The sequence below is a fragment of the Rhodospirillales bacterium genome, from assembly GCA_016712595.1.
Taxonomy (GTDB): Bacteria; Pseudomonadota; Alphaproteobacteria; order Rhodospirillales; family Defluviicoccaceae; genus Defluviicoccus.
The window spans coordinates 1,547,877-1,569,951 of record JADJQT010000001.1 but is presented as its reverse complement, the minus strand read 5'-3'; the positions used below and the strand labels follow the sequence as shown (position 1 = coordinate 1,569,951).

Here is a 22,075-nt window from a genome sequence, read left to right as displayed (position 1 = left end):
CCCGGCGTGGCGGACGGGCTGCTGGTTCCCGTTGCCGGACCGCCGCGCTCTTCTCGCGACCACCCCGGTGTAGACCAGGCGCGATTATGAGACCAGAGAGCAGCCGATCACACGCCCGCGACGGTCGGGTGCGGGCGGGTGTGGGCAGGCGTGGGCAGGCGTGACCGACGGGATGGCACCCGACGCACCGGTCAGGCGAACATGCCGATCTTTAGCGGCGCGCGCCGGCGCCCCCAGTCGCCAGGCGGTCCGTCGAAGACGCCGGCGCACACGGCACCGCAGTGTGCGCACCGGCCGTCGTCGAGGCGCCAGTCGCCGAGACGATACCAGTCGCGCTCGATCAGGAGTCCGCCGCAGGAATGGCACCACGTCGAGCCGCCATGGGAATCGTGAACGTTGCCGGTATAGACATATCGGATGCCGTTTCGCATCGCGATCTCGCGCGCACGCGTCAACGTTGACGGCGGCGTCGACGGCGTATCGCGCATCTTCCAGTCGGGATGAAACGCGGTGAAGTGAAGCGGAACGCCCGCCCCCAGGTTTTCGGCGATCCAGCCGGTCATCGCGTCGAGTTCGGCCTCGCTGTCGTTCTCGCCCGGGATCAAAAGCGTCGTGATCTCAAACCAGACCTGGGTTTCGCGCTTGAGATAGAGCAAGGTCTCCAGCACCGGTTGCAGGTGCGCCGAGCACAGCGAACGATAGAAAGTCTCGGAAAACCCCTTGAGGTCGACGTTCGCCGCATCGATGTGGCGGTAGAACTCGGCGCGTGGTGCCTCGCACATGTAACCGGCGGTCACCGCCACCGTCTTGATGCCAGCGGCGTGGCAGGCCTCAGCGACGTCGATGGCATATTCGAAGAAAATCACCGGATCGTTGTAGGTAAAGGCGACGCTGCGGCAGCCACTCGCCTTCGCCGCCTGGGCGATCGCCTCGGGGCTCGCGCGATCGGTCAGGCGGTCGAATTCCCGTGATTTCGAGATATCCCAGTTTTGGCAGAACTTGCAGGTCAGGTTGCAGCCGGCGGTGCCGAACGACAGCACCGGCGTGCCGGGCAAGAAATGGTTCAGCGGTTTTTTCTCGATCGGATCGACGCAAAAGCCGCTGGAGCGGCCCCACGTGGTCAGCACGATACCGTCGCCGTGACGGGCGCGAACGAAGCACAGCCCACGCTGGCCCTCGTTGAGCCGGCAGAAACGCGGGCAGACGTCGCACTGCACGCGCCCGTCGGCAAGCACCTGCCAATGACGGCCGGGAAACAAACCATCCACAGGCAATTCCGTCATCACGTCCTCCGAGGGACAGCTCGCCGCCGCTTCGCCATCCACGTCACCAAACCGCCGACGGCGTCAAAACGCCTCGCCACACTGGCGCTACGGCCGTCACGTGATTAAATTATAATGACAAATAGATAGATATGGTGTGGGAGGGCGACCAATGACAAACGTCCGGCATGCCGCAGTCGCAGGAATGTTTTACCCCGAGAACGCTGGCGCTCTCAGCGCCGTGCTTGGCGACGTTCTCACCGACGCGCGCCAACGCGTCGATCCGATCGATCCGGGTGTCCCCAAAGCGATTATCGCCCCGCACGCCGGGTATGTCTATTCGGCGCCGGTCGCCGCGTCGGCCTATGCGCGCCTCGCGCCAGCCGCGGGGATCATCCGGCGCGTCGTTGTCATCGGGCCATGCCATCGGGTCCGGCTGCTAGGTCTGGCGGTGCCGACCGTCGACGCCTTCGAAACACCACTGGGCCGGATCGAACTCGATCGGGCCGCGATCGAAGATGTGCTGACACTGGACTGCGTACATGCCTGGGACGCGCCGCACGCCGAAGAGCATTCGCTGGAGGTCCAGCTCCCCTTCCTGCAGGCGATCCTGCCGCAGTTCACCTTAGTCCCGCTGGTCGCCGGCGACGCCTCGGTGGCGGACGTGGCAGCCGTGCTCGAGCGAGTATGGGGTGGCCCCGAGACCGTCATCGTCGTCAGTTCCGATCTCAGTCACTACCTCGACTATGCCACCGCGCGGCGGGTGGATGCCGGCACCTGCCGGCTGATCGAGACCCTATCCGCTGGCGCTCTCGACTATGAGCGGGCGTGCGGTCGGGTTCCGATCGCGGGTCTCCTGGCCGTCGCCCGCCGTCGTCATCTCAAGGTGACGACACTGGACCTGCGCAACTCCGGCGATACCGCAGGAAACCGGCAGCGCGTCGTCGGCTACGGGGCATGGATGTTCGCCGCCGCATCGTCCGGCCCCCCCGGATAACGCGCGGTGGATATCGCCGGCGAAGCTGCGTGGGATGACGACGCCGGCGAAGCCGCGTGCCGCGCTCTGCTCGACCGTCACGGCGAGGCGCTGATACGTCTCGCCGCAGCATCGATCGAGCACGGCCTGCGCCATGGCAGCCCTCTTGCGGCGGTGGACCAGCCGGAGGCGCTGCGCCGTTTCGGGGCGGCGTTCGTCACCCTGCGCGCTGGTGATCGCCTGCGCGGGTGCGTCGGCTCGATCGAAGCCGTCCGCCCGCTCGGCGATGACGTACGCATCAACGCCTATTCCGCCGCGTTCGCCGACACTCGCTTTCCGCCGCTCACTGCTGCCGAGCGCACTTCACTGCGTCTGGGCATATCGGTGCTGACCCCGCCCCAGACGATCGATTTCACCTGCGAGGACAATCTACTCGAGCAGCTCCGCCCCGGCCGCGATGGCATCGTGATCAGCGGTAACGGGCGCCGCGCGGTTTTCCTGCCTCAGGTCTGGGAGCAGCTTTCCCAGCCGCGCGATTTTCTCGAACACCTCAAGCTGAAAGCCGGGTTTTCGCCCACCTACTGGTCCGACGACATCCGTGCGCAGCGGTTTTCCGCCCTCAGTGTCTCGAGCGATGCGCTGACGCAGCCGGTGTGGAGCTGACGCGCGCTTGCCGCTATTATCGCCAGAATGTGTTGTCCGCCTCTTCGGCGCGGGGATGCGTCATGCGCCTTTTCGGCGCAATCGCCGGGGGCAATCAAGGGAGACCCGGTCATGCGGCGCTTCGGACTGAGCCAGCCGGTCCCACGCAGCGAAGACCAGCGCTTTCTGACCGGAACCGGCCGCTATACCGCCGACTTCAGCCTGCCCGGCCAAGCGCACGCCGTCGTTTTACGCTCGATGCATGCGCATGCCGAGATCGCGGGGATCGATGCCGAAGCGGCACTGGCCATGCCGGGGGTGCTTGCCGTGATCACGGCGAACGACCTCGCCGCCGCCGGCCTGGGTGAGATTCCGTGCGCCGTCACCGTAAGGAACGAGGCTGGAGAGACGATGCCGTCGCCGGGAAGACCGCTGCTCGCGTCCGGGCGGGTCCGCTTCGTCGGCGAGCCGGTGGCGTTCATCATCGCCGAAACGCGAGCCGACGCGCTGAATGCCGCCGAGGCGCTCTTTATCGACTACCGACCGCTGAGCGCGGTCGCGACGATCGAGGACGCGATTGCCGAGGACGCGATTGCCGAGGACGCAACCGCCGGGCCCGCGCCCGGCGACATCTGGCCGGGCGCTCCCGGGAACCTCGCCTTCTTCTGGTCGCGGGGAGACGAAGCCGCCGTCACCACCACGATCGCGGCCGCAGCGCACGTCGTGCGGCTGACGCTGGTCAACAACCGGGTGATCCCCTGCCCGATGGAAGCGCGCGCGGCAATCGGCGCTTTCGACGCCGCCACGGGCGCGTACACGCTCATCACCTCGAGCCAGGGCGCACACCAGATCCGCGACCATCTCTGCCAGCACACGCTGAAGGTTCCCGCAGAAAAACTGCGGGTGATCGTGCCCGACGTCGGTGGCGGGTTCGGCACCAAGATCTTTCACTATCCGGAAGAAGCGCTGGTGTTGTGGGCCGCGGCGCGGCTGGGCCGGCCGGTCCGGTGGATAGCCGACCGGATGGAAGCCTTTCAGGGCGACACCCACGGTCGCGATCAACGCAACCACATCGTCGCCGCGTTCACGCAAGATGGCACGCTGCAGGCGCTGCGAGTCGACACGCTCGCCAACATGGGGGCCTATCTGAACGAGTTCGCGCCGGCGATCCCCTCGCAGATGACGGGCTGCATGCTCTCCGGGTCCTACGCGATCGGGCAGATCTTCGCCACCTGTCGCGGCGTTTACACCAACACCGTACCGATTGACGCCTACCGCGGCGCCGGGCGGCCGGAAGCGGCCTACCTCGTCGAGCGGCTGATGGACGCGGCGGCACACACCTTGGGCCTCGCCGTCGACGAAATCCGTCGCCGCAACTTCATTCGACCGGAGCAGATGCCCTACCATACCGCCGCCGGGCCGACCTACGATTCCGGCAATTTCGCCCGCAACCTCGACGACGCGCTGGCAGCCGCCGACTGGAACGGATTCGAAAACCGGCGGCAGGAGGCACGGGCGCGCGGGTACCTGCGCGGACGGGGGCTGTCGTCCTACGTCGAAATCTGCGGTTTCGATGCCGAAGAAGCGACGTTGCGCTGCGGCGACGATGGCACGATCGAGCTTCTGATCGGCACCCAGTCGACCGGCCAGGGGCACCAGACGGCGTATGCCCAGATCATCTGCGAGGATCTCGGCGTGCCGTTCGAGGCCATACGCGTCACCCAGGGCGATACCGGACGCATCCCCTTCGGCAACGGCACGAGCGGCTCGCGCTCCCTGCCCGTCGGCGGACCAGCGGTTCGCGCCGCGTGCGCGGCGCTCATCGAACGCGGCCGGGAACACGCCGCGCGCCTGCTGCAGGCGACGCAGGACGCCATCGTCTTCGCAGGCGGCCGCTTCACCGTCTTTGGAAGCGAACGCGGCATTGGCCTACTCGAGCTGACGGCGGCGGTCAACGCGCCGGAAAACCGGACGGCGGTTGAGGGCGAATCCGCCCTGCAGGCCAGCGGCCGCTTCGAACTCGCCGCCTCGACCTTCCCCAACGGCACGCACGTCTGCGAAGTCGAGATCGAGCCCGATACCGGACGTGTGCAAGTCGTCACCTACCACGTCGTCGACGACTTCGGCCGGGTGGTCAACCCGCTCCTCCTGGCGGGCCAGGTCCACGGCGGCATCGCCCAGGGGATCGGCCAGGCGCTGTTCGAGCGCGCCATCTTCGATCGCGAAACCGGACAGTTGCTCAGCGGCTCGTTCGTCGACTATGCGCTGCCACGCGCCCACGATATTCCGCCGATCGATTTCCGCTACAATCAGGTGCCGTGTACAACCAATCCCATGGGCATCAAGGGTGCCGGCGAGGCGGGAACCATCGGCGCCTGCGCCGCGGTGGTAAACGCGGCGATCGACGCGCTCTCGGAACTTGGTGTTCGGCATGTTGACATGCCGCTCACCCCCGAGACAATCTGGCGCGCCATTGCCAATGCCAGGTGCTGATCAGGACTTCGTCCGGATCACCGATGGCCAGATCACCGCAGGAGACAAACACCGTGAGCCTCGAGATCAAGGCCGACATGGTTGAACGCGTCCGCGACATCACGCTCCGCGCTGGCGCAGCAATCCTCGAAATCTACACCACCGACTTCGATGTCGAAGCCAAGGGGGACGCGTCACCGGTGACCGAGGCCGACCGCCGGGCGGAGACGCTGATTCTCGCCGCGCTGCGACAGGAGGTCACCGACGCCTATCCGATCGTCGCCGAGGAAGAAGCCGCGGCGGGGCGCGTGCCCGACGTCAACGGCACACCGTTCTGGCTGGTCGACCCCCTGGATGGCACGAAGGAGTTCGTCAAGCGTCAGGGCGAGTTCACCGTCAACATCGCCCTGATCGAGAACGGCCGGCCGATCCTCGGCGTCGTCCACGCGCCGGCGAAGAACGCCACGTACTGGGGCAGTCCTCTCGGCGCCTTCGCGGCGATCGACGGCGAACCGGCGCGGCCGATCGCCTGCCGGCCGATGCCAGCAACGGGCCTTGTCGCCGTCGCTAGCAAGTCGCATCGCAATCCCGAGCTGGAGGCGTTCCTCGCCCAGTACGATCTTGCGGAGTCGATTTCCTCGGGCAGCTCGATCAAGTTCTGCCTCGTTGCCTGCGGACGCGCCGACCTCTACCCACGCACCGGGCGGACGATGGAATGGGATACTGCGGCAGGCCACGCCGTCGTGCTCGCCGCCGGCGGCTCGGTCACCGACATGCAGGGCAAGGAGCTGACCTACGGCAAGCCAGGGTTCGACAACCCGCACTTCGTCGTCCGCGGCGCCCCGCCGCAGCCGTGATCGACGGCGTCCCCGCCGCAGCCGCGATCAACGGCGCCGACGCCTGGATCCGAAAAGCCTCGCCGGCCACCATCGCCGCGGCGGCGGGGCTTCTTCGCGCCGGCCGCCTCGTCGTCTTTCCGACGGAAACCGTCTATGGTCTGGGCGCGGACGCGACCAGCGAAGAGGCCGTCGCCCAGATCTTCGCGGCAAAAAGGCGGCCGCAGTTCAACCCGCTCATTGTCCACGTCACCGGGCTCGATGCTGCCGAGCGGATCGCCGTCTTTGATCCGCGCGCCCGTCGCCTGGCAGAGCGCCTGTGGCCCGGTCCCCTGACCCTGGTGCTGCCGCGGCGATCGGATTGCGGTCTGTCCCTGCTGGTCTCGGCCGGGCTTGATACCGTCGCCGTGCGCGCTCCGGACAACGCCACCGCGCGCTCGCTTCTCGACGCCTGCGAGCGGCCGATCGCCGCGCCGTCCGCCAACATCTCGGGCGGGATCAGCCCGACGATGGCGGCGGACGTCGAACCCGAACTGAGGAACGCCGTCGGCTGCGTGCTCGATGGCGGCGCCTGCCGGATCGGCATCGAGTCCACCATTCTCGACCTCAGCGGCGCAACGCCGGTGCTGCTGCGGCCGGGCGGCATTGCGCGCGAAGAGGTGCAGGCGCTGGCGGGACCGATCGCGCTCGCCGGAAGCGACGCGCCGGTGCGAGCGCCGGGCATGCTGCGCCGCCACTACGCCCCGCACCGGCCGTTGCGCCTTGACGCATCCGACGCACGCCCCGGGGAAGCGCTCCTCGGCTTCGGTCCCGGTTTTCGCGATGCGGCACTCAATCTCAGCCCCTCGGGTGACGTCGTCGAAGCCGCCTCCAATCTCTTTGCCATGTTGCGCGCCCTCGACCGGGCCCCCGGCTTTGCTGCGATCGCTGTCGCGCCGGTTCCGGCACAGGGCCTCGGCATCGCCATCGCCGACCGCCTGCGCCGCGCGGCAGCGCCTGCCGACGTCCTGGACGAGGGCAACGACGATCGCGGACCGGCCGCGCCCTGCATCCTGCCGGATCAGGCCTTTGATGCCTGACGGAACCACCGTGGGATCGCCATACGGCGATTGCAGCGAGGACGAGAGCGGTTCATGTCGAACATGATGGAGACAACCAGCGAGCCCTTCACCCAGCCATCGCCGCACTTGTTGAAGGAAATCCGCACGCTCGTCGGCGAGCGCGGCTGGATCGAGGGCAGCGAGGCGATCGAGCCCTACCTGACCGAGGAGCGTGGCCTGTTTCACGGCACGTGCGCCGCGGTCGTCCGCCCGGCCACCGTGATCGAGGCGGCGGCGGTCGTCCGCCTGTGCGCCGAGGCGCGCGTTCCGATTGTCCCCCACGGCGGCAATACCGGGCTCGTCGGTGGCGGCGTGCCACGCGGCGGCATCGTCGTTTCGACCGCCCGCCTGAACCGTATCCGCGCGATCGACGCCGTCAACCGGACGATGACCGTCGAGGCCGGGGCCATCCTCGCCGAGGTGCAGGCCGCGGCCGATGCCGCGGGCGCGCTGTTCCCGCTCAGCCTCGGCGCCGAGGGAAGCTGCCGCATCGGCGGCAACCTCGCCACCAATGCCGGTGGCATGAACGTCCTGCGCTACGGCAACGCCCGCGACCTGGTCCTCGGCCTCGAGGTCGTGCTGGCCGACGGGCGGATCTGGCACGGGCTGACCGGCCTGCGCAAGAACAACACCGGCTACGACCTGAAGCAGCTCTTCCTCGGCGCCGAAGGAACGCTCGGACTCATTACCGCCGCCGTGCTCAAGTTGTTCGCCAAGCCGAAGACGAGCGAGACGGCTCTCGTTGCCGTGCCGTCGGTCGACGCGGCGGTCGAGCTGTTCGCCCGGCTCAACGACGTGGCCGGCGATGCGCTCAGCGCCTTCGAGCTGATGGCGCGCATCGCCATCGATTTTTGCCTCCGCCACATCCCCGGCTGCGCTGATCCGCTCGGCGAGCCGGCCCCGTACTATGTCCTGCTGAAGTTGACCAGCCCCCGGCGAAACGATCCGCTGCGCGAGACCATCGAAGACGCGCTCGCCGAGGCGTACGAAGGCGGCATCGTCGTCGATGCCGTCGTGGCGCAGAACGAAGGCCAGGCCAGCGAATTGTGGCGGCTGCGCGAGAGCATCCCGGAAGCCCAGAAGCCGGAAGGCGGCAGCATCAAGAACGACATCTCCGTGCCCCTCTCACGGGTTGCCGAGTTCATCGCGCGGGCGAGCCACGCGGTGGAACAGGCGATGCCGGGGATTCGCCCGGTTCCGTTCGGACACCTTGGCGACGGCAACATTCACTTTAATCTCAGCCAGCCGATCGGCGCCGAGCGGGCGGCCTTCCTCAGCGCGTGGGACCGACTGGAACGCATCGTGTCCGACATCGCCGCCGAACTGGGCGGCAGCTTCTCCGCCGAGCATGGCATCGGCGAGCTCAAGCGCGAGACCTTGCTTCGCTACAAGTCGTCGGAAGAGATGGAACTGATGCGCAAGGTGAAGGCCGCGTTCGATCCATGCGGCATCATGAATCCCGGCAAGATCCTGGCACCCTAAGGCGCTCGCCACGACGGCGGGCCTGCGCAGAACCATAACGCAACGTCGATCCGTCCGTTTCGACCTTGGGCCGGGCGGACGGATCGGTATTGGGATAGACAAGGTTGCGGGATACGGGCGGCCCGGGAGGAACGCCGGGCCGCATCGCGGGGGGTTAGCGACGCGGCCCGGCACCCAAGGATTAAGCATGCGACCCATAGCTGGGGGGGTGGACGGATCGCCGCCGCTTCCCGGGCATTCTTAAGACTCTGTCTGTGCCTCCACCGCCATGCCGGACAATGCGACTGCCGGCCGGCGCACCACCATTCTGCGGCTCTGGTATCGCTCAAGAGCAACCATGACTCCCGCAGCGAGGAAAGGAATACTCTGCACCAAAAGCGTCGACGCGAATACTGTCATTTCGGTAATCTGCGTCGTGTTCAAGACAATCAGCACGATCGCCGAAGCGACAAGAAGACCGCCCAGGACCAATTCCCATAACGCCGGGTTTTCAGCGCCGCGCTTGGCGTTGCCGCCTTTGTCCGTCCGCTTGAACGGCAAGCGATCGCGGATCATCCCGACCAGAACGGCCCGCGCCACGGTAAACTGCAGACTCATCGCCGCCACTGCCGCCCCCGGCACGTGCTTCATCGGGGACCTTACCCGTTTAGCATATAACAAGACGCAATGCAGCAAATTGACGACAAAGGCCGCAAGCACCGGGACAGTAAAGGCGATCGTGGGGATGACGACGCCGACGAACACGATCACCGGCACCCAGATCAGGTTGAGGATCGAGGCGAGCGTACCCAGCGCATCGGCAAGCCAGAGCGACCAGCCGGTAACGAAGTGGAACTTCTGCGCCGGGGTGAGCGTGCGCGCGCCCGGAAGCATGTGCATCCAGTGCTTGCGGATGATCTGCATGGCGCCGTAGGCCCAGCGGAACCGCTGCGTCTTGAACGCCGTGAACGTGTCCGGAAGCAGGCCACGACCATAGCGATGGTTGGTGTAGAGCGCCTGATATCCGGCCTCGAACAGGCGAAGTCCGAGTTCGGTGTCTTCGCAGATGGTATCCGTGCCCCAGTCGCCGACCTCGTTCAGCGCCGAGCGGCGGACCATGCACATCGTGCCGTGGGTGATGATCGCGTCATCCTCGTTACGCTGGACCATGCCGATATCGAAGAATCCGGCGTATTCGCTGTTCATCGCCGCCTTCAGCGGGGTATGGGCGCCGTCGCGGTGATCCTGCGGCGCTTGCACGAGGCCGACCTTGGCATCGTTGAAATACGGCACGAGATCGGTGAGCCAGTCCGGCTCGACGACGTAGTCAGCATCGAGGACGGCGATGATCGCCGCATCGTCCGCAGTGTGCTGCAAGGCGACGTTGAGCGCACCGGCCTTGAAGCCGGTACAGGTGATGTTGAGGAACTTGAACCGTTCGCCCAGTTCGCGACAGCGCGCGGCCACCGGCGCCGAGTAGTGCGCCTCGGGGGTATTGTTGACGATAACGACGACTTCATAGTTCGGGTAGTCGAGCGCGGCGAGACTGTTCAGGGTCTCGACGACCATGTCCGCCGGCTCGCGATAGGCCGGGATATGGATTGACACCATGGGCGCCGGGCCGTTCAGCACCGGGCGTTCCCCGGCGCCGATCAATCGGCGCGGTCCGGGACCGAACAGGACCTCGGCGAGTTCGTGGACCTTGGCAAGCGTGATCACCGTCAGCGGGATCAGCATGAGAACACCGACGCCCCACATCACGCCGATACCGAAGGTCATGTAGTGGGAGAACGGATAGGCGAGCGCCGCGGCAATACCGAAGGCGAGCGCATTGGCGCACAGGGCAAAAGCCAGTGCGTGACCGAAGCTCGGACGGCGGAAGCTCAGACCACCCGCAGTCAGAAGCAGGCCGATGGCAAGGCCAGCGGCGGCCTTCCAGGGTACGTCGTGGGTTTGGACAAGACCCGTCAGCGGGAACTTTGCCACCCGATCGGCATCGAACAGACCCCAATAGGCGCCGACGCTCCCTTCGTTCACCTTCCAGGTTTGGTCGAACGCTTCGACGATGTTGTATTCGATGCCCTGGCGTTCGGCCTCGGCGATGAAATCACGGATGACTTCCGCCTGGATCAGGCGTCCCGGAACCGCATCGAGGCGGTTATAGCCCTGGCTCGGCCAGCCGAACTCGGCGACGACGATGCGCTTGCCAGGATAGGTCTTGCGCAGAAGGTCGATCTTCTCGAGCGTATAGCTGACCGCCTTGTCGGGAGCGACCCCTTCCCAATACGGCAGGATGTGCACGGCGAGGAAGTCCACCGCGCTGACCAGCTTCGGGTGCTGCATCCATTCGTACCAGATTTCACCGGTTGAGACCGGCACACGGACCTGCTTCTTCGCCTTGTTGATCAGGGCGATCAGCTCGTCCGGCGTGCGTTCGCCGCGCAGCAGGACCTCGTTGCCGACCAGCAGCGAGCGGACGTTGCGGTTCTGCTTCGTCAGTTGAACCGCTGTCTCGACCTCGGCCTTGTCGCGTTCCGGCGTATCGCCGATCCAGGCGCCCAGTGAAACGTTGAGGCCGAGCTTGCCGGCGATTGCCGGTACCTGATCGATGCCGTCGATGGTCGAATAGGTGCGCACGCCTTGGGCGACGTCAGCAATGACGCTCAGGTCCTGCTTGATCTGCTCCGCCGGGATGATCTGCCGGTGCGTGCGCGGGTCTTCGCCTTGCAGGTACGGGCTATAGGAGACGTAGTCGATTGCGCTGTCGAGATCGGCCGGCGTTGCCGACCGGTCGGTATAATACCAGGCCGCAGCTTGAATGGCCGCTGCGACAGCCACCGCAGTCAGTACGATCCGCATTGGATGAACCGATATGTTGGGGGTGAGTGTGGCGGTGACGAGAAGTCGAAACCCTATCCACTGCGACACACATTGTCGCTTGCCCATAAGGTAGGTTGACTTTGTGTCACGTTTAAGGCGACGTCTTTCCTATCTTGGGTCACTTGGCGCCAGTCTCCGGGGTCTTCGCCGACGGATCAGCAGGCGCGACACCACTGCCGGCCGGCTTTGCCGCCGGTTCGGCCGGTTTCTCAGGCGCTCCAGCCGGTTTCTCGGCCGGTTTTTCCGCCGCTCCAGCCGGTTTGTCGGCTGGTTCGGCGGGCCGCCCCGGGACGGTCTCCGGCTGCTTATTGACGGCCTCCCCGTTGCCTTTCTTGGCCGTCAAGGGCGCTGGGCGGCGGTTGGGATCAGTCCAGCAGGCGGCAACGAGGTCGGCAAGAGCGTCGTTCTCCGCCATGCCGATGTTGGCGACGCAGCCGAACGCCTTACTGAGATGAGCCTCGGGACAGCCGAAACGGAGATAAAAAGGAATGAAATCATTCGCCGTCATTGCGTCGTCGCGAAATAACAGGCTGACGATGCGCTGACCCAGCCAACTGCATTCCTCGCGCAATGCCGGATTTTCCTGTTGGCCTTCTGGTGGAATGATCGGCCGTGGCGGCGGCGTGCGTTCTTTGACTTTTCCTTCGCGATCGGAATTCGTGCCCTTTGCATCCCGGTCGAGACTCGTCGACGGATACTGGGCGAATGCGATCGATCCTCCATCGCCGCTGAATCCTGCACATATCAGCATTGCCACTGTCGCCATTCCGACACGCAGTGCGTTCATAATCAACCCGTTAGTCGTGAATCTCGCCAAGAATCGAGCGTGTGTATCGCAAGGCGAAACGTAATGCAATCGCCGCACAGGTCAATGCCTCGTCGAACGCGCCGATCCGCCCGGCGGTTCTTCACCAGAACATCACCGTCGGCGGGCCGCGCCGACGAGCCGTGCCGGCGGCAGCCGCGGCGACGCATCCTGCGCCATCGAAGTCTAACGCAATGTTAACCGCACATGCCGACAATAAGAGTGTCATCGCCATCGGCGGCTCGTGCATTCGAACACGGCGTCGCGCCGTCTGACGAACACGGCGGTGCGCCGTTTGACGAACACGGCGTTGCGCCGTTTGAACGGGCGTTCGCCGGGAACGCCGCCAACGCGCATGACACTTGGATCTGGATCGCCGATGAACCTGTTTTCACTTATCCGCTCCCAAGCAACCGCGACGGAACCGACGAACCGCTCCGAGGCACGCCCCGACGGCGGCTCGCTCGTCGACTCCGGACCGGAGGACGAGGTTGCGCCAATGCAAAGATCGAGTACCTCGCGCGCCGAGACACTGGCGGATGCGCTCTGCGGGGTCGACGAGATGGTGTTCGTTCTTGACGACGTCGGCCAGTTCACCGCAGCCAGTAGCTCTTTCCTCAGCATGCTCGGCATCGACGAGGCGATATTGCCGGGGCTCACCGCCGAGGCGGTGTTTTTCGAGGGACTTTCAACCGCCGCCGGCGAACCTCGCACGCCTGTTCGCTTTCGCGGCGTCGACGACGCCTGCTACGTGGCCGACCTGTCCTTGTCGACGGTCACTCTGAACCCCGGCATGGTGTTCAAGGTCGGCGTACTCTCAGCGCTCAAGGTCGACAGCACAATGCCGGCGACGCGCGTGGCGAACCATGCCGCCTGCCCGCCGGCCTTCAATGCGGCGATGCGCAACCGACTGAAGAGTAAACCCGCGCCCATCCGCCTGACCGCCGGTCGGATCGAACTCATTGGCCTCGAAGAGGTGAAGGCCGCCCTCGGCCCCAAATGGCCATCCGCCGCCGAGCGCGCAAAGGCGGTCGCGGTGTCGGTGCTGAAAAAGCGTCTCGACGATAATGATATGTTCACAGAAACAACCGGAGATGCCTTCCTCGTCTGCTTTGGCGGCCTCGATTGCGCCGCGGCACGCATCAAGTCCGAATTGATCAGTCGGGAAATTCGTGACCGGCTGGTTGGCACGAAAAACGACGTATTCAACATCGTCGCGCAAACCGAAACCGTCGAAATTGCCGAGGCGGTCTCCGGTGAGGTCGACGTCCTCGGCACAATCATCAAGCAACTCGACGAAGCACGAGCCGCTCAACGGCGCGCTGTCGCCGCCCAGATCAGCGAATATCTCTCGGCGGCCTGCCTGCAGTTGACGCCGGTGATGACGCGCAACCTCCAGTCCACCGGCCTGATGGATGCGCGCATCGGCGGTGGCCACCTGCCGTGGCTATCGGACCACGAGCCGACGGACGAAGATCTGAAGTTGATCTTCGACCTTGATGCCGTGCTGCTCGGGCTTGTCACCAAGCACATCTATCAGGCCCAATGCTCCGGGCGGGCACCCGCAATTATCGTTCCGGTCAGCTACTCGACGTTGAACGAGCGAAAATTCCTGCATCCTTTCATGACCTTATGCCGCAGCATCGACGAATCGGTGCGCAATCGCATCATATTCGAGGTCTACGGCCTGACACCGAACGTCGGCCAACTCCGTCTGCAGGAATTGCTGTCATGCCTTGCGCCGTTTTCGGCTCACCGCATCTTGCGCGCGCGGAACGTCAAGCATCAATTCGTCGATCTCAACCGCTTCCGTCTTTCGCTCATTTCCATCCAGGCGGACCGTGCCCACACGCGCGGCACCGGCGCCGGTCGATCGTTCGAGGCGTTTGCGGCAATGGTGCATCGCTCGGGAACGTTTGTGGCGATGACCAGCAACAGCGGCTGCCGTCTGCTGGTTCGAGGCATTGCCGGCGAGGACAGCGCCGAGTGGTATCTTGCGCGCGGAGCGGACTTTGTCTGCCTCGTCTCAAACGAGTGGCGCGGCGCGAACGCGGAGTCGGACTTTATGCAAACGAGCCGCTGATGCCTCCCGCACGATTGCCCACCGCCGAGTTGATCGACGCCGAGATGATCATCGCCCAAACCCATCATTGAGGGCTGAGACGCAATACGAAACGCCGTCTCAAATAAGTATGTAAAATGAAGAATCGCATCGCGAGGCGGGCAGCCAGTCGTTTGTCAGGGTGATGCTGTCCGAACATCGGCACGAAACGCCGCACTTCGCCGAGACCCGGCGCACCCAGCACACCAGTTGTGTCGATAACGCATGATCGGTCCGGCGCGACCCGCAGAATCAGGCGGCGATGCGCGATCTGCCGCGCTTTTCGCCTCTTGATCGGCGTGATGGTGTCGCGCCAACGCGTGTACGCCGTCGGCGGGAACCGCTGATAAGCCCCGAGGCGGGCATTGTAAGCCGACGACCTGGCAGCTCCGAACGCTTCCGCCTTGATCCGCGTCGCGTTTTCTCGCAGGCTCCCGCGTCGCGCAGACGTTCGCAGCGGACGTCCGACGCTCTACGATCAGGCCGCCGATGAGCATACGAATACGCAAAGCAAGGATTGCGCGCCGCCTGTCACGGCGCCAGCCGCTGCCAATTGTCGCGCGCGGCGCGGCACAAAGACGCATTCTCGCCGTGGGCCTGTTCACTGCCGTAGGCCTCGCGACCGCCGCCCCCTCGCCAGCCGCGGCGATCGAGCCGTTCGCGATGAACCAGGCGGTCGAATTCCAGGCCGACGAGCTTACCTACGACAGCGCCACCAAGGTCATTCATGCCACGGGCAACGTCGTGGCGGTCCAGAACAATCGTCGGCTCATCGCCGATTCGATGACCTACGACGAATTGAACAATCGGGTGACCGCCGATGGCCATGCCACGCTCTTCGAGCCCTCGGGCGAAGTCATCCATGCCCAGACCTTCGACGTTACCGCCGATCTGAAGAACGGCATCATCGAAGACATGCGCGCCGTTCTTGCCGATGGATCGCGGGTTACCGCCAAGCACGGCGAGCGCCACGACGGCGATATTACGACGATGACCGATGCCACCTACACGCCGTGCCTGCCGTGCGCCAAGGATCCGTCGCGCACGCCGCTGTGGCAGGTGCGCGCGGTCAAGGTCACGCACGACCAGGAGGACAAGATCGTCGAATTCAGCCACTCCTGGCTCGACTTCTCGGGCGTTCCGGTTTTTTACATTCCCTACTTCTACCAGCCGGATCCGACAGTAAAGCGCAAGAGCGGCCTGCTGATTCCGAGCTTCGGGGAGACGTCGGATCTCGGCTTCGTCGCCAAGATCCCTTATTTCGCCGTTCTGTCCGACCAGCAGGACCTGACCATCACTCCCTGGCTGACGACGCAGGAGGGCCCTGTTCTGGAAATGCGCTATCGTCAGGCGCTTCAGCACGGGACGATCGATTTCGACGGCAGCGGCACCTACGATACCGACCAGCGCGCGCGCGGCCATGTCATGGGCGAGGCGCGTTACGACATCGATGATACGTGGCGTGGCGGCCTCGACGTGCAGCGGGCGACCGATCGGACTTACCTGCGCCGCTACAACTTCAACAGCCAGCGCACGTTGACGACGCGTCTCTTCGCCGAGGACTTCATCGGTAACAACGATTATTTCACCGGCAACGCCATAGCCTTCCAGGACCTCGACCAGGATATCGAGCAGAGCGACGTGCCCTACGTCGCGCCGTGGCTTGACTACTACCACTCCGGCGATATGGACCGCTTCGGCGGATACACCGACCTGCACCTCGACGCCGCGGCGCTCACCCGCGAAACCGGCACGGATACCCGGCGAATGTCGGCGCGCGCCCAATGGCAGCGGCCGTTCGTCGGCCCGATTGGCGACCTGATGACCGTCTCGACGGCGATCTGGGGCGACGGCTATAACGTCAATGATCAGACGACGTCCGAGCGGGATAACGACTTCAACGGGTTTTCCGGGCGCGTTTTCCCGCAGGCGAGCGCACAATGGCGGCTGCCGCTCGTGCGCGAGGGCAGCATACAGCAGGTCATCGAGCCGATCGGCGAACTCGTGCTCGCTCCCAACTTCGGCAATCCGAGCCGCATTCCCAACGAGGACAGCCAGGATTTCGAGCTCCGCGACACCAACCTCTTCGGCTTCGACCGCCTGCCAGGCATCGACCTGGTCGACGAAGGCTCACGGGTCAACTACGGCCTGAACTGGTCGGGCACGGACATCGACGGGCGACGGGCCTCGGCCTTCGTCGGACAAAGCTACAGCTTCTTCGACGATCACACCTTCGGTCCAGGCACCGGTCTTCAGGACAAGGTTTCGGACGTCGTCGGCTCGCTGGACCTGGTCCCGACGCCGTGGCTCGATCTGCTCTATCGCACCCGGCTTGACCACAACTCGCTCGACATGCGCCGAAACGAGCTCACCGCTCGCTTCGGCGTCGACGCCCTGCGGCTGAAGACGACGTACGTCCGCTACGACGGACAACCGCAGAACGATCTCGAGGGGAGCCAGGAAGCGCAGTATGCGCTGGATTCGCAGCTCACCCGTTACTGGAGCGGGCGGATCTACGGCATCACCGATATCGACGCCGAAAGTCAGCGTGAGATCGGCTTGCGTGCGGTCTACGAAGATGACTGCTTCGTTTTTTCCGCCGATATCGCCCGGCAAAACTTCAAGGACAAGGACGTCGAGCCCAGCAACGTAATCTTCTTCCGGGTCGGCTTCAAAACCCTGGGTGATATCGGTGGCGGCGTTAATGCCGGCGGCGGATAATTTGCCGGCGACACCGTGATCGGCCTATCATTGCCTCGTGCGTCGTTCCCAAAAGGCTTGCATACCGCCCTGCAAATGACCCTCCTTCCTCGCCTCATAGCCGGCATCGCCCTCGGATGTTTGCTCGCCTTGCCGCTGCCATGCGTCGCCCTCGGCGCTACGGCCCCCGAACAGGGCATTGCCGCCGTCGTCAACGACGACGTCATTTCCGTACATGACCTCGATACGCGCATCGCCCTGGTGCTCGCCACCTCCAATCTCGCGGACACGCCGGAGAATCGCCGCCGGCTCGCGCCCGAAGTTCTGCGCACGCTGATCGACGGAACGCTGAAGCGCCAGGAAATGCGCAAGCAAGGCGTCTCCGTGCCGCAAAGCGACATCGACCGGGCGCTCACCCAGATTGCGTCGCAAGTCAACATCCAGCCCGGGCAGCTTGCCGATTATCTCCAGGCGCACGGGGTTCACATGTCGACGCTGATCGACCAGCTCGAAGTCGAAATCGGCTGGATGAAGGCGATTTCCCGCATCGCCGGCGACCGCGCCAACGTCAGCGCCGAGGAGGTTGACGAAGAGATGGCACGACTGAGCGCGGGAAGCGCCGACGTTCAGTATCACCTCAGCGAGATCTTCTTGCCGCTCGACGATTCGGCCGATCAAGACACTGTCGAGGAGACGGCGCAACGGCTCGTCGCGGAAGCACGCGGCGGTGCCAATTTCGCCGCGCTGGCGCGGACGTTCTCGCAAGGTCCGGCGGCGGCGAACGGCGGTGATCTCGGCTGGGTGGCTCGCAACCAACTGGACACTCCGATTCAAACGGTGGTGGCGACACTGCGGCCCGGCGAAATCTCTGATCCGATCCGCGCGCAAGGTGGCTACTTCATCCTCGCCATGGCTGGGCAACGGGCGGGCGCCAGCGCCGGTAAGACCGTCCTGTCGCTGCAACAGATCTTTCTCGCACTGCCACGTTCGGCGAGTGATGCGGAGGTCAGCGCGGCAGCACTCGCGGCGCGCAATGTCGGCCTCGGCGTCAAGGACTGCAGCGATTTCGCGGCGCGGGCCAAGGCCGCCCCTGGCATAGCGTCGAACAGCATCCCAGCGATCGAACCTCAGACCATGCCGCCTGAGCTGCAGCAAATCATCGCGCCGATGCAGCCGGGGGACGTAACCACGCCGCTGCGGACTCCGGACGGCTTTCTCGTCGTGATGCTCTGCGATCGCCAGGAGCAGGAATCGGCGGTCGAGGACCGCCAGGCGGTTGAGCGGCGTCTGCACGAACAGAAGCTCTCGGCGACGGCACGGCGTCTGCTGCGTGACCTGCGTCGCTCCGCGCTGCTGGATGTCCGCATGTGACCTCTCCTCTCGCCGTCAGCGAGAGTCCGGTGCCGCTGGCGGTAACCATGGGTGAGCCCGCGGGCGTCGGCGGCGAGATCGTGCTGAAGGCGTGGCGGAGCCGTCTGGCGAATATCCCGCCTTTTTTCGTCATCGATGACGCGCGCCGTCTGCAAAGGCTGTCGGAGTCTCTGGGACTCGGCGTTCCGGTCGGCGTCATCGACGCCGCGAGCGAGGCGGTGGAACGGTTCGCGACGGCGCTTCCGGTCGTCCATCGGCCGCTGCCGCGACGCGCCGTGCCCGGCACGCCCGATCCCGAGAATGCCGCCGCCGTGATCGCCGCGATCGAGATCGCCGTGGCGATGGTCCAGGCCGGCGAAGCGGCCGCGGTGATTACCAATCCAATCCACAAGAAGTCGTTGTACGACGCCGGCTTTCGCTTCCCCGGCCATACCGAGTTCCTGGCAGCGCTGGCCGGTGGCGACGTTCGCCCGGTGATGATGCTGGCGTGCCCGGTCCTGCGCGTTGTGCCAGTCACTGTGCATGTCAGCTTGCGACAGGCGATCGAGACCCTGCACGCCCCCGACATCGTTGATATCGCTCACATAACCTTCGATGCGCTGCGCCGCGATTTCGGCATCGCCCGGCCTCGCCTCGCCGTCGCCGGGCTTAACCCACATGCCGGAGAGGACGGCACCATGGGCGATGAGGAATCAACGATTATCGCGCCCGCCATCGCCCGCTTGCGCGCCCAGGGGCTCGACGTCGCCGGTCCCTTGCCGCCGGACACGCTGTTCAGTTCCCGCGCGCGCAAGGGTTACGACGCGGCACTGTGTATGTATCACGACCAGGCCCTGATCCCGCTGAAGGCACTCGACTTCGACGGCGGCGTTAACGTCACTCTCGGCCTGCCGTTCGTTCGCACCTCTCCCGATCACGGCACCGCCTTCGATATCGCCGGCAGCGGACAAGCCAGCGAGGCCAGCCTCACCGCAGCATTAATCCTCGCCGCCAATCTCGCACGCGGGCGCGGTGACGGCGCGCAGTAATGCCCGCACACCCGGCCATGCCCCCCGCTCTGCCGCCCCTGCGCGAGGTCATCCGCCGCCACGACCTCGCGGCGCGGCGCACCCTTGGCCAGCACTTTCTGCTCGATCTCAACCTCACCGCCCGCATCGCCCGCGCCGCGGGCAACCTTTCCGGCCGCTCGGTGATCGAGGTCGGGCCGGGACCGGGTGGCCTCACCCGCAGCCTGCTCGATACTGATGCCGCGGCGGTGTTCGCCATCGAGAAAGACCCGCGCTGCGTCGCCGCCCTGGCCGACCTCGCCGCGCTGCATCCGCAGCGCTTCGTCATCGTCGAAGCCGATGCGCTGGACCTTGACCTTGCCATGCTCGCGCCCCCGCCGCGTTACATCTGCGCCAACCTGCCCTACAACGTCGCGACCCCGTTATTGATCGGCTGGCTGCGCCGCATTACCGATTTCGACGGACTGACCTTGATGTTTCAAAGGGAGGTTGCCGATCGACTGACCGCGCCGCCGGGAAGCCACGACTACGGCCGGCTGTCAGTGATCACGCAGTGGCTGACCCGCCCGCGCTTCGAGTTCAACGTCGATCAGCGGGCGTTCACTCCACCGCCGAAGGTGACGTCGAGCGTCGTGACGCTGATCCCCCGCCCCGAGCCATTGGCTCCGGCCAACTTCGCGGCACTCGAACGGGTGACCGCCGCCGCCTTCGGCCAACGGCGCAAGATGCTGCGCGGCAGCCTCAAGCCTCTGGGCCTCGACCCCGCCGCAGTCGGCGTCGATCCAACCCGCCGGGCCGAGGAGCTTGGCGTCGAAGAGTTTTGCGCCCTGGCGCGGCTGCTGGCGGAGAAGGGCGATGCCGCGCGGTGATCCGCAGGCGCCGGTCCCGCCCCGACGCGCCGCAACGCCATCCATCTGGATCATTCTCGCCGTTCCACCGCTCTTCTGGGCGGGGAATTTTGTCATCGGCCGTGCGCTGCATGCCGATATTCACCCGCTCGCGCTGACATTCTGGCGCTGGGTCGTGGCGGCCGCCGTCTTGCTGCCGTTCACGATCACCGACGCGTGGCGGCGACGCGCCACCTTACGACGTCACTGGCCATTGCTCGTCGTGCTTTGCCTCAGCGGAATTGTTGCTTTCCAATATGTTGTCTATCAGGGGCTGCAGACGACGACCGCGATCAACGGCGTGCTCATCATCGCGACCATCCCCGTCGCCATCCCGATCACCGCCTTTTTGCTCGACGGCACGACGATCAGCGCGCGCCAAGCCCTCGGCATCGCGATCTCGTTCGCCGGGGTTGCCATCGTGATTCTGAAGGGCGATGTGCGTTTCGCCGAAGGCTTGCGGTTTCTCGCCGGGGACCTGTGGGTGTGCCTCGCTGTCCCGGCATGGTCAATTTATTCGGTTTTGATTCGCCGCCGACCGAACGACCTGCCGCCGCTGACCTTGCTCTTCGTCACGGTGGTTCTCGGCATTGTTCTGCTCGCGCCCGGATATGCCCTCGAGCAGTCCGTATTGGGAGGATTTCAGCCGACGGTGCAGACGCTTGCCGCCATCGGCTACGTCGGCGTTTTTGCCTCGGTCATCGCCTTCGCCTGCTGGAACCACGGCGTTGCCGCAGTTGGCGCCGCCAAGGCCGGACTGTTCATCCATCTCATGCCGGTGTTCGCCGCCATTCTCGCGGTGCTGTTCCTCGGCGAACAGCTCCACCAATTCCACGTCATCGGCGTCATTGCGATCGCGCTCGGCATCTGGTGCTCGTCAACGGCGCGACGCTGAACCGGGCAAATTCACGCACGCCCCGAGATCTTCCCGGCTCATCATCTTGACGAACTCGGCAAGGCCGATCTGGCGTTCGCGCCGCAGGCGCTCGGCATCAAGGATCGCCTGAACCGCAGCAACCGCTACGTCAATTTGCCGATTGACCACGATGTAGTCGTACTCCGCCCAGTGGCTCATCTCGTCCGCCGCCTTCGCCATGCGGGCGCGCACGACCTCGTCGCTGTCCTGCGCTCTCGTATGCAAGCGCCGCTCGAGCTCGCCATGGGATGGCGGCAGGATAAAGACACTGACCAGATCGTCGCGGGCGTTCTGCCGCAACTGCTGTGTGCCCTGCCAGTCGACGTCGAACAGAACGTCGCGCCCGGCCCGCAGGGTTTCCTCGACCGGACCACGCGGACTGCCGTAGCTGTTGCCGAACACCGTGGCGTATTCGAGAAGCTGATCGTGCTCGACCATCGCGGTGAACGTCGCGCGATCGACGAAGCGGTAGTCGCGGCCGTCGACCTCTCCCGGACGGGGCGGCCGGGTGGTCGCCGAGATCGACATCGACAACGCCTTATCGCGGTCAAGCAGCGCCCGGGCAATTGTTGACTTTCCGGCTCCCGATGGTGAGGAGAGCACCAGCATCAGTCCACGCCGGGTGATCGCCATCGGGGCGACCTTGCACGCGTCGTCCG

Annotated in this window: 15 protein-coding genes and 1 pseudogene; 12 read left to right on the top strand and 4 right to left on the bottom strand. The window is 65.3% G+C overall.

Annotated features, from left to right (window positions below; all coding sequences use genetic code 11):
• Window positions 1–191: 191 nt before the first annotated feature.
• The gene (gene amrS, locus IPK66_07130; protein ID MBK8175030.1) at window positions 192–1,283 is read right to left on the bottom strand and encodes an AmmeMemoRadiSam system radical SAM enzyme; all 1,092 of its coding nucleotides are present in this window, start codon (window positions 1,281–1,283) and stop codon (window positions 192–194) included.
• 151 nt (window positions 1,284–1,434) lie between these two features.
• Between amrS and amrB the strand changes: the two genes are divergently transcribed.
• The 6 genes and pseudogenes from amrB (at window position 1,435) to IPK66_07100 (ending at window position 8,770) form a co-directional block, all read left to right on the top strand.
• A complete protein-coding gene (gene amrB / locus IPK66_07125; protein ID MBK8175029.1) occupies window positions 1,435–2,259 on the top strand; it encodes an AmmeMemoRadiSam system protein B in 825 nt (274 codons plus the stop codon).
• A 66-nt stretch (window positions 2,260–2,325) separates the two neighbouring features.
• Entirely contained in the window at window positions 2,326–2,901 is a 576-nt protein-coding gene (gene amrA, locus IPK66_07120) for an AmmeMemoRadiSam system protein A (GenBank protein ID MBK8175028.1), read from the top strand.
• Window positions 2,902–3,012: 111 nt separating this feature from the next.
• On the top strand, window positions 3,013–5,373 hold the full coding sequence (locus tag IPK66_07115; protein MBK8175027.1) for a xanthine dehydrogenase family protein molybdopterin-binding subunit: 2,361 nt from the start codon (window positions 3,013–3,015) through the stop codon (window positions 5,371–5,373).
• Window positions 5,374–5,396: 23 nt separating this feature from the next.
• Window positions 5,397–6,182 (top strand): annotated as a pseudogene (gene cysQ / locus IPK66_07110) (3'(2'),5'-bisphosphate nucleotidase CysQ).
• Window positions 6,068–7,267 carry a threonylcarbamoyl-AMP synthase gene (locus IPK66_07105; GenBank protein ID MBK8175026.1) on the top strand — a complete coding sequence of 400 codons (1,200 nt, stop codon included), beginning with the start codon at window positions 6,068–6,070 and terminating at the stop codon, window positions 7,265–7,267. The pseudogene cysQ and the gene IPK66_07105 overlap by 115 nt, the downstream one beginning before the upstream one ends.
• 66 nt (window positions 7,268–7,333) lie before the next feature.
• Window positions 7,334–8,770, top strand: a complete 1,437-nt coding sequence (locus tag IPK66_07100) for an FAD-binding oxidoreductase (protein ID MBK8175025.1) — start codon at window positions 7,334–7,336, stop codon at window positions 8,768–8,770.
• 240 nt (window positions 8,771–9,010) lie between these two features.
• On the opposite strand, the gene IPK66_07095 is transcribed toward IPK66_07100, so the two are convergent.
• Entirely contained in the window at window positions 9,011–11,608 is a 2,598-nt protein-coding gene (locus tag IPK66_07095) for a glycosyltransferase (protein ID MBK8175024.1), read from the bottom strand.
• A 139-nt stretch (window positions 11,609–11,747) separates the two neighbouring features.
• Window positions 11,748–12,416: a hypothetical protein gene (locus IPK66_07090; GenBank protein MBK8175023.1), complete on the bottom strand. Its 669-nt coding sequence runs from the start codon at window positions 12,414–12,416 to the stop codon at window positions 11,748–11,750.
• Between the two features lie 397 nt (window positions 12,417–12,813).
• Between IPK66_07090 and IPK66_07085 the strand changes: the two genes are divergently transcribed.
• From IPK66_07085 to IPK66_07060, 6 genes are all read left to right on the top strand, one after another.
• Window positions 12,814–14,517, top strand: coding sequence for a hypothetical protein (locus IPK66_07085; protein MBK8175022.1), 1,704 nt, complete (start codon window positions 12,814–12,816; stop codon window positions 14,515–14,517).
• Window positions 14,518–15,024: 507 nt separating this feature from the next.
• Window positions 15,025–17,256: an LPS-assembly protein LptD gene (locus tag IPK66_07080; GenBank protein ID MBK8175021.1), complete on the top strand. Its 2,232-nt coding sequence runs from the start codon at window positions 15,025–15,027 to the stop codon at window positions 17,254–17,256.
• A gap of 75 nt (window positions 17,257–17,331) precedes the next feature.
• Window positions 17,332–18,606: a peptidylprolyl isomerase gene (locus IPK66_07075; protein MBK8175020.1), complete on the top strand. Its 1,275-nt coding sequence runs from the start codon at window positions 17,332–17,334 to the stop codon at window positions 18,604–18,606.
• A gap of 47 nt (window positions 18,607–18,653) precedes the next feature.
• Window positions 18,654–19,634, top strand: a complete 981-nt coding sequence (pdxA, locus tag IPK66_07070) for a 4-hydroxythreonine-4-phosphate dehydrogenase PdxA (protein MBK8175019.1) — start codon at window positions 18,654–18,656, stop codon at window positions 19,632–19,634.
• The gene (gene rsmA, locus IPK66_07065) at window positions 19,634–20,482 is read left to right on the top strand and encodes a 16S rRNA (adenine(1518)-N(6)/adenine(1519)-N(6))-dimethyltransferase RsmA (GenBank protein MBK8175018.1); all 849 of its coding nucleotides are present in this window, start codon (window positions 19,634–19,636) and stop codon (window positions 20,480–20,482) included. Before pdxA ends, rsmA begins: the two co-directional genes overlap by 1 nt.
• Window positions 20,469–21,395 (top strand): DMT family transporter, encoded by a 927-nt coding sequence (locus IPK66_07060; protein ID MBK8175017.1) that lies wholly within the window; start codon window positions 20,469–20,471, stop codon window positions 21,393–21,395. The genes rsmA and IPK66_07060 overlap by 14 nt, the downstream gene beginning before the upstream one ends.
• Here IPK66_07060 and gmk read toward each other — a convergent pair.
• Complete coding sequence (gene gmk / locus IPK66_07055; protein ID MBK8175016.1) at window positions 21,378–22,049, bottom strand: guanylate kinase; 672 nt, start codon at window positions 22,047–22,049, stop codon at window positions 21,378–21,380. The genes IPK66_07060 and gmk overlap by 18 nt on opposite strands.
• Window positions 22,050–22,075: the final 26 nt, after the last annotated feature.

Excerpts from the sequence above, each read along its gene's own strand:
- amrS (MBK8175030.1), bottom strand. The coding sequence starts at position 1,283 with ATGACGGAATTGCCTGTGGATGGTTTGTTTCCCGGCCGTCATTGGCAG.
- amrB (MBK8175029.1), top strand. The coding sequence starts at position 1,435 with ATGACAAACGTCCGGCATGCCGCAGTCGCAGGAATGTTTTACCCCGAG.
- IPK66_07115 (MBK8175027.1), top strand. The coding sequence starts at position 3,013 with ATGCGGCGCTTCGGACTGAGCCAGCCGGTCCCACGCAGCGAAGACCAG.
- IPK66_07105 (MBK8175026.1), top strand. The coding sequence starts at position 6,068 with ATGGGATACTGCGGCAGGCCACGCCGTCGTGCTCGCCGCCGGCGGCTC.
- IPK66_07100 (MBK8175025.1), top strand. The coding sequence starts at position 7,334 with ATGGAGACAACCAGCGAGCCCTTCACCCAGCCATCGCCGCACTTGTTG.
- IPK66_07095 (MBK8175024.1), bottom strand. The coding sequence starts at position 11,608 with ATGCGGATCGTACTGACTGCGGTGGCTGTCGCAGCGGCCATTCAAGCT.
- IPK66_07090 (MBK8175023.1), bottom strand. The coding sequence starts at position 12,416 with ATGAACGCACTGCGTGTCGGAATGGCGACAGTGGCAATGCTGATATGT.
- IPK66_07085 (MBK8175022.1), top strand. The coding sequence starts at position 12,814 with ATGAACCTGTTTTCACTTATCCGCTCCCAAGCAACCGCGACGGAACCG.
- IPK66_07080 (MBK8175021.1), top strand. The coding sequence starts at position 15,025 with ATGAGCATACGAATACGCAAAGCAAGGATTGCGCGCCGCCTGTCACGG.
- IPK66_07075 (MBK8175020.1), top strand. The coding sequence starts at position 17,332 with ATGACCCTCCTTCCTCGCCTCATAGCCGGCATCGCCCTCGGATGTTTG.
- pdxA (MBK8175019.1), top strand. The coding sequence starts at position 18,654 with ATGGGTGAGCCCGCGGGCGTCGGCGGCGAGATCGTGCTGAAGGCGTGG.
- rsmA (MBK8175018.1), top strand. The coding sequence starts at position 19,634 with ATGCCCGCACACCCGGCCATGCCCCCCGCTCTGCCGCCCCTGCGCGAG.
- IPK66_07060 (MBK8175017.1), top strand. The coding sequence starts at position 20,469 with ATGCCGCGCGGTGATCCGCAGGCGCCGGTCCCGCCCCGACGCGCCGCA.
- gmk (MBK8175016.1), bottom strand. The coding sequence starts at position 22,049 with ATGGCGATCACCCGGCGTGGACTGATGCTGGTGCTCTCCTCACCATCG.